We start from the raw sequence: 6,196 nt of genomic DNA on the forward strand, positions 1-6,196 counted from the left end.
TTTCTCTAAGGCTTTTTAGCGTACGCGTAGGTATACTGAATTCAAAAAAGTTTTATGATGATTTGAAGAAAATAGCTGGACTTGAAGAGGTGTTTAATCAAGAATCCATAAGTAGGGATTTTAAGCTAAAATACAGGCGGAATCAAAAAAGAGAAAAAGACTAAAAAAAGCCCGTGAACGTATGTTTTGACAGAAAATAATTCATGAAATATAAATCTGATTGATCTGTTAAATTTTGAATTACATCTAAATTGAGATGATTTTAGGAATGATAAAACTAGAAAATCATTTTTAAAAGTTCCAATTCAGCCTGATCAAATGTTTGATTTCTTTTGTCCATTAAATATTGATCTTAAAACTACCTCAAATTTACATAAAACGCTTATTAATAACAGGAGCTGAGTCAATGGATGGAAATTCCATGTTCATTGACCGCCTAATCCCGAAATACTGTGACAAGATGTTTCGGGAAAATTTGACCATTCAAGAAATGTATTAAAAACTACTTTTTAACTTACTTGATCTGTAATTTTAACCAATTCAACACCTCTTCCAGCATAACAGGTGAATAAGTTTGCTCAATAAGTGGATATTCGTTCGGTAAACCTGTATCGGACTTCTGAAATAAATGGTTTAAATCGGGCAATTTTTTAATTGTCACATTTTTATTTTTGGCTTTTCGAAAGGCTTTTTTTATAGCTCTTAAATTCTCTTTTGGTGTGATTTGCAAATCTTTTCCCCCATTTAGAACTAAAACAGGGATTTTTACTTTTTCTAATGTGGGCACAGGATCATATTTTATAAAATACCGCATCCATGGTGTATCATAGGTTTTGATTTGTAAGTCGATAAACTCCTCTTTGGTCATACCATCAGTTATTTTGAAAGTTGGATTTTGACTTAAAAACAATTCCAAATTTGCTCTTAAATCTGCCTTTAAACTCGAAGTATCCGTATTTGTTTTTATGAGGTCAAAGATTTTTCTATTCATTCTCTCTGTTTCCTTTATTTCATTTCGACTAGTTCCCGACACCTGGGCGATCCTTCGTTGTTGTATTAAAAGGATTTTATCTCCCGGAATACCCGGACCTGCTAGCATAATAATAAATGCAACGTCTTTTGAATCGGCAGCTACCATAGGAGCAATCAAACCACCTTCACTATGACCTATTAATCCTATTTTTTGAGAATTGATTTCTTTTCTGGTTTTTAGATAAGCAATGGCACTTTCAACATCAGTCGCCAAATCTACAGATGTAGCTTTGTTGAAGTCACCTTCAGATAAAGCTGTTCCACGGTCATCAAAACGCAATACAGCAATTCCGTTTTTTGTAAGATAGTCCGATATGACAAGAAAAGGTTTGTGTCCTGCCAATTCCTCATCCCTGTTTTGAGGACCACTACCACTTATCAGAATAACAGTTGGGAAAACACCATCCTTTTGAGGGAGTGTTAAAGTCCCTGCGAGATTGATTCCCGCTTGTTTATTTTCAAAGATAACATCCTCTGAGTAATAGGGATAAGGTTTTTGAGGCTCTTGGGATCTCTTTGGTTTAATTTCCTGTGCAAAAATCGAGAAGTTCGAAATTAGGTTGACGATTAGTATAAAAATTACCTTTTTCATAATGATAAGTATTATTTATAATTGTTGGTTCTATAAAATTGACCAACAATTGAAATTAAAAATACCGATTTCTTAAAGAAATCGGTAGCGTCCTAATAAGATTTAAAGACTAAGCCCAATGCCTAAACCAAATGACTCACGTCTTAGAGAAGAAGATGCTCTCATTGCCCCTATACCATTTTGAGATGTATAAGAAGCGTTGATTTGAAAATAACCAAAATCATAACCAAGTATAGTACCAGCTCCATAATGGAGTCTTTTCATAGGGGCTTTTCCTGTTGCATCCTTATCATACATATTTACACCTGCTGTTTTGGCACTTATTCCGTAACCTATGTATGGTCCTAGGCCTGCAAATATTTTACCTGTACCGACTTTGGTTTGAAAGACAGCATAAACAGGTAATTCTAAGTCATAAGATTCCAACTTAAATTTTTCATTGTTGAGCTTGTTTTCTATCTCTGAATTTCGATAATGAAGCATCACATCAGTTTGAAGGGCAAACCATTTATTAAAATCATATTTAAAAAATACACCAGCAGAACCACCAGGATATTGAGAGCTGTTGGAATAGATACTTTCAGCATCATACTTATAGAATGTTGAATTAACTTCAGTTTTAAGCCCTATAGATACTTTTTCCTGGGCATTTACCGAAACCGAAGCCATAAAGAATACTGCTAGAGCAAAAGTTGATAATTTTATTCGCTTTCTCATTGTAAAAAAGTTTTGATTTGTTTAATAATATACTGCCAAAAGTCACTATTAGATATATTCAGTCAAAGTGCTTTTCGATGAAGTTCAGTATGGATAGGATGAAGTAACATTGCAGGCAGATGAAAAACATCTAATAGAACAAATATTGATTATTATATTTAGCATATTCTATTTTCCATTGTTAATGAAATAATCCCAAGCTAATTTTGTAATATCCGCAATTATTTTTTCATTAGTCCCAGTATCTTCTTTTGAATCGGTAATGAAAATGCTGATGTAAAAGTGACTTCCGTTAGGGAGAAAAACAATTCCAATATCATTTATAGCAGCAGAAATTCCAGTTTCTTTGTTAACACCAGACCAACCTGTCTTATGAGCAACAACAGTACCTTTGGGCAATTGACCTTTTAGGCGATCTTTCCCTGTCTCCGTTTCTTTCATCACATTCCAAACAAAATCATAACTTCTTTGGGAAAGTTGATTTCCTTTGTTTTCATAGAATGCACGAAGGATCTTGTTTGCTTCTGTTGGTGTTGTCCAATTTAAGAATTGCAGATCCCAATTATTTTGCATGACCTCCTCATTAATTTTAACTGCAAATTCGCTAAAACCTTTCTTGTGAAAATAGTCTTCTACTAATTCAGGTTTTCCAAGCAATCTTAATAAAACGTCACATCCTACATTATCACTAACCATCACGGTGTACCTCAAAATTTCAGCAATGGTTAAAGTTGCGCCTTCCGAATATTCTTCTCTTATTGGACTCCAAAGATCTGGTAAAAGTTCATTTTTATGAATAGCTACTTTTTGATCAAATGAAAAATTCTCCTTGTCAATTTCTGATAACATCGTTAGTGCAATCGGAAATTTAAAAACACTCTGCATTGGGAAACGTCCAGAACCATGGATACTTAACGTATCGCTTGCGTCCATTCCACTAATCGCTACACCGACAACGGCATTTCTGTTTTTTAGTATGGTTTCAATGTTTTGGCGTAACTTCTCAATTTTAAATAATATTGAATTAGCTTGATTCTTACCTCCTATAGATATTTTTTCCTGGGCATTTACCGAAACCAAAGCCATAAAGAATACTGCTAGAGCAAAAGTTGATAATTTTATTCGCTTTCTCATTGTAAAATTATGTTTTGAATGAATATTACACTGCAAAACTCGCTATTAGAAAAAATTCAGCAAAGTGCTTTCCGACGAAGTTCAGTATTGATGGGATGAAGTGTATAGAAGAGTAGCTGAACGGCAGCTAATAAAATTAAAAATGACCAATAGATGTAAACATAAAGCTTCAAAAACAGTATTTAATCCAAAAAGGGTAATTTTACTATAAATTGTGTTTCTGTTTTTAATATATCAATTGTTTTATTGTATAATGCGTATTGTTTTTGTAAATTTATTAGTCCCATACCGCCGCCTTCAACACAAGTTCTGGGTTGAAGGTTGTTGGAAACCGTAATCTCATTCCCGGTTATTTCGATTTTAACAGTTAATGGTTGATTAAGGGTGGCGATATTGTGTTTTACAGCATTCTCTACTAGTAATTGAAGGCTTACAGGAATTACTTCTTTACTTAAATTAGCTTGGTTGACCAGTGATATTTGTAAATTATCTCCAAACCGAATTTTTTCCAAAAACACATAGGCATCTAAAAATGCCAGTTCTTCTTTTAAGGTAACTGTAAGGCGTTCACTTGTCAAAAGGACATAACGATATACACTCGACATTTTTTTTGAAAATAGATTTGCTTTCTCTGCATCTTCATAAGCCAACGATGACAAAACGTTGAGGCTATTGAATAAGAAATGAGGATTTATTTGTGCCTTTAAAGTTTCGTACTGATACTGAATTTTCTCTTTTTCAATGATAGCAATTGTTTTTTCGGCATCAATTTGCCGTTGACTATAGAAGAAAATTTCAATTAGCAACACCACAATGCTATTCCAAAGAATTATAAAAATGATAGATTTAAGAATTTCAGGATTGCTATTGAATGTAGAAAATCCGCTAAAGATAAAGTTGAGAAGAAATACCATTAAAACTGATAACACAGAAGATATCAACAAATCTAATGTAACGTGAAGATAGATATTGCGTGTTTTAAAGTATTTATAGATTGTGTGGACAATCAAAAAATTAATAACTGTAATAAATACACATGGGAGTAGATTTATTAGAATGAATTGCACTAAATTCCTTTCTTTTCCGGTCAATGTTTGAAAAACATAATAAAATAAGATTAATAGTATAACCACTATGAATACAAAAGCAATAATATGTTTTTTGTTTATCGTTTTCATCGTTTTCAATTCTATCCATCTATCCATTTTAGAAAATCTGAAACCCGCTCACGGCTTACCAAAACTTCCTGTGGACAATTTGGTTGAAAAGCAAGTTTCAATCTGCTATTAAAGTATTTATCAATCATTTTTATAGAAGTAATATTAGCAACGCAATTGCGGGAAACCCGAAAAAACATTTTTCTGTCTAATTGTGATTCTATTTGGGTCAATGTATAATCTATAATATTCCTTTTATCGGAAAATGTATGTAAAAAAACTATTTTCCCTTCACTGTAGAAAAAAGCTATATCACTTACATCGATATAGTTATATGTATCACCGATTTGAACAAGGAAACGATTTTTCTTGTGATTCCCCAATAATATCTGTTCTAATTTTTTATAATCAAAGATTGCCTCTTTTTCTACATGTTGGCGGTCTAGTTTATTCAAAGCAACTAATAAATCGTCTTCTTCAACTGGTTTCAGTAGATAATCGATACTGTTGTACTTAAAAGCCTGAATAGCGTGATCGTCGTAAGCAGTGGTAAATATAATCGGTATCGAAACTTGAACTTTTTCGAATATTTCAAAGCAATTTCCGTCAGCTAAACGAATATCTAATAATATTAGTTCTACAGGATTATTATTAAGAAATAGAATAGTATTCGCTACAGATTCTGTTCTTCCAACCAATATATAGTCGGGACGTAACCGTTCCATCATTCTTTTTAATTCCGTGTATGCAAACCGTTCATCCTCTACTATTAGGTATTTCATGTTTATAATTTGTTACAAAAATACGGATTGTTGCCTCAATTATAGGATTTTATGATTCTACTCATTTCAATCTATATTTTTTCAATTCGGAAATAAACAATTTAAAGACCACCTGCTTCCCAAATATTGTGATAAGCTGTTCCGGAAAAATTTGACCACTCAAAAAATCTAACAGAGTCATTAACAACATTAATTACATCATAATTGGTTTCTTGAGTCTTATTTCCAACCCACGTTACACTGGTAAAGTAACCATACCTAATTTTAAAGATGAAAAGGCTTATCTGGTAGATGGTCCGCATGAACCATTAATCTCCGAAAGCACTTTAATCGCGTCCAGGAAATATTGGATAGCCGAAAACGTTGTTACCAAAAGAAGGCTATAAAAACAGTTTCTCTCCGTTTGCTCGCCTTATGGGATTTTCTACTCTATCTTAAATCCGGCCGTGTGACGTGGGGTAGAGCCTCAAGAGGTCAACACAAAGGGTATTATTAGAAGCACTTTTTTACCACGAATAAGGAAATCCTAGATACGCACTTCGGGCCGAAGTCCTTTTGATTCCAATTCCTGCTGCTGGTAAGGAGAAGGGCTTAAGTCCTTTTCTTCAAGGTAGATATTCAGACCTATAGAATCTTTGGTCACATTGGTAAATCGAAATACTCTAGAATGCCTTCTGGCTACATTAAACTGATAAGATCTTGTTCTGCTTGATTGAAAATAGTAGCGGGATTGTTTTTCAACTACGAAAGAAAGAAATTATTCCCTTCCCCCCAAATAATTC

At 33.2% G+C, this 6,196-nt stretch carries 6 protein-coding genes; 1 reads left to right on the forward strand and 5 read right to left on the reverse strand.

Annotation, left to right across the window (positions count from 1 at the left end):
• Positions 1–514: 514 nt before the first annotated feature.
• The 5 genes from R2Q94_RS22030 to R2Q94_RS22050 all read right to left on the reverse strand — a co-directional run bounded on the left by R2Q94_RS22030 (position 515) and on the right by R2Q94_RS22050 (position 5,414).
• Positions 515–1,624: an alpha/beta hydrolase family protein gene (locus R2Q94_RS22030; protein ID WP_316823634.1), complete on the reverse strand. Its 1,110-nt coding sequence runs from the start codon at positions 1,622–1,624 to the stop codon at positions 515–517.
• A 102-nt stretch (positions 1,625–1,726) separates the two neighbouring features.
• On the reverse strand, positions 1,727–2,341 hold the full coding sequence (locus tag R2Q94_RS22035; protein ID WP_316823635.1) for a porin family protein: 615 nt from the start codon (positions 2,339–2,341) through the stop codon (positions 1,727–1,729).
• Positions 2,342–2,509: 168 nt separating this feature from the next.
• On the reverse strand, positions 2,510–3,475 hold the full coding sequence (bla, locus tag R2Q94_RS22040; RefSeq protein WP_316823636.1) for a class A beta-lactamase, subclass A2: 966 nt from the start codon (positions 3,473–3,475) through the stop codon (positions 2,510–2,512).
• Positions 3,476–3,657: 182 nt separating this feature from the next.
• Positions 3,658–4,653, reverse strand: coding sequence for a histidine kinase (locus R2Q94_RS22045; RefSeq protein ID WP_316823637.1), 996 nt, complete (start codon positions 4,651–4,653; stop codon positions 3,658–3,660).
• An 11-nt stretch (positions 4,654–4,664) separates the two neighbouring features.
• Positions 4,665–5,414 carry a LytTR family DNA-binding domain-containing protein gene (locus R2Q94_RS22050; protein ID WP_316823638.1) on the reverse strand — a complete coding sequence of 250 codons (750 nt, stop codon included), beginning with the start codon at positions 5,412–5,414 and terminating at the stop codon, positions 4,665–4,667.
• A gap of 212 nt (positions 5,415–5,626) precedes the next feature.
• Between R2Q94_RS22050 and R2Q94_RS22055 the strand changes: the two genes are divergently transcribed.
• Positions 5,627–5,800 (forward strand): recombinase family protein, encoded by a 174-nt coding sequence (locus tag R2Q94_RS22055; RefSeq protein WP_316823639.1) that lies wholly within the window; start codon positions 5,627–5,629, stop codon positions 5,798–5,800.
• Positions 5,801–6,196: the final 396 nt, after the last annotated feature.

Origin of the sequence: Pedobacter gandavensis (assembly GCF_032678465.1) — a bacterium.
Classification (GTDB): domain Bacteria; phylum Bacteroidota; class Bacteroidia; order Sphingobacteriales; family Sphingobacteriaceae; genus Pedobacter; species Pedobacter gandavensis_B.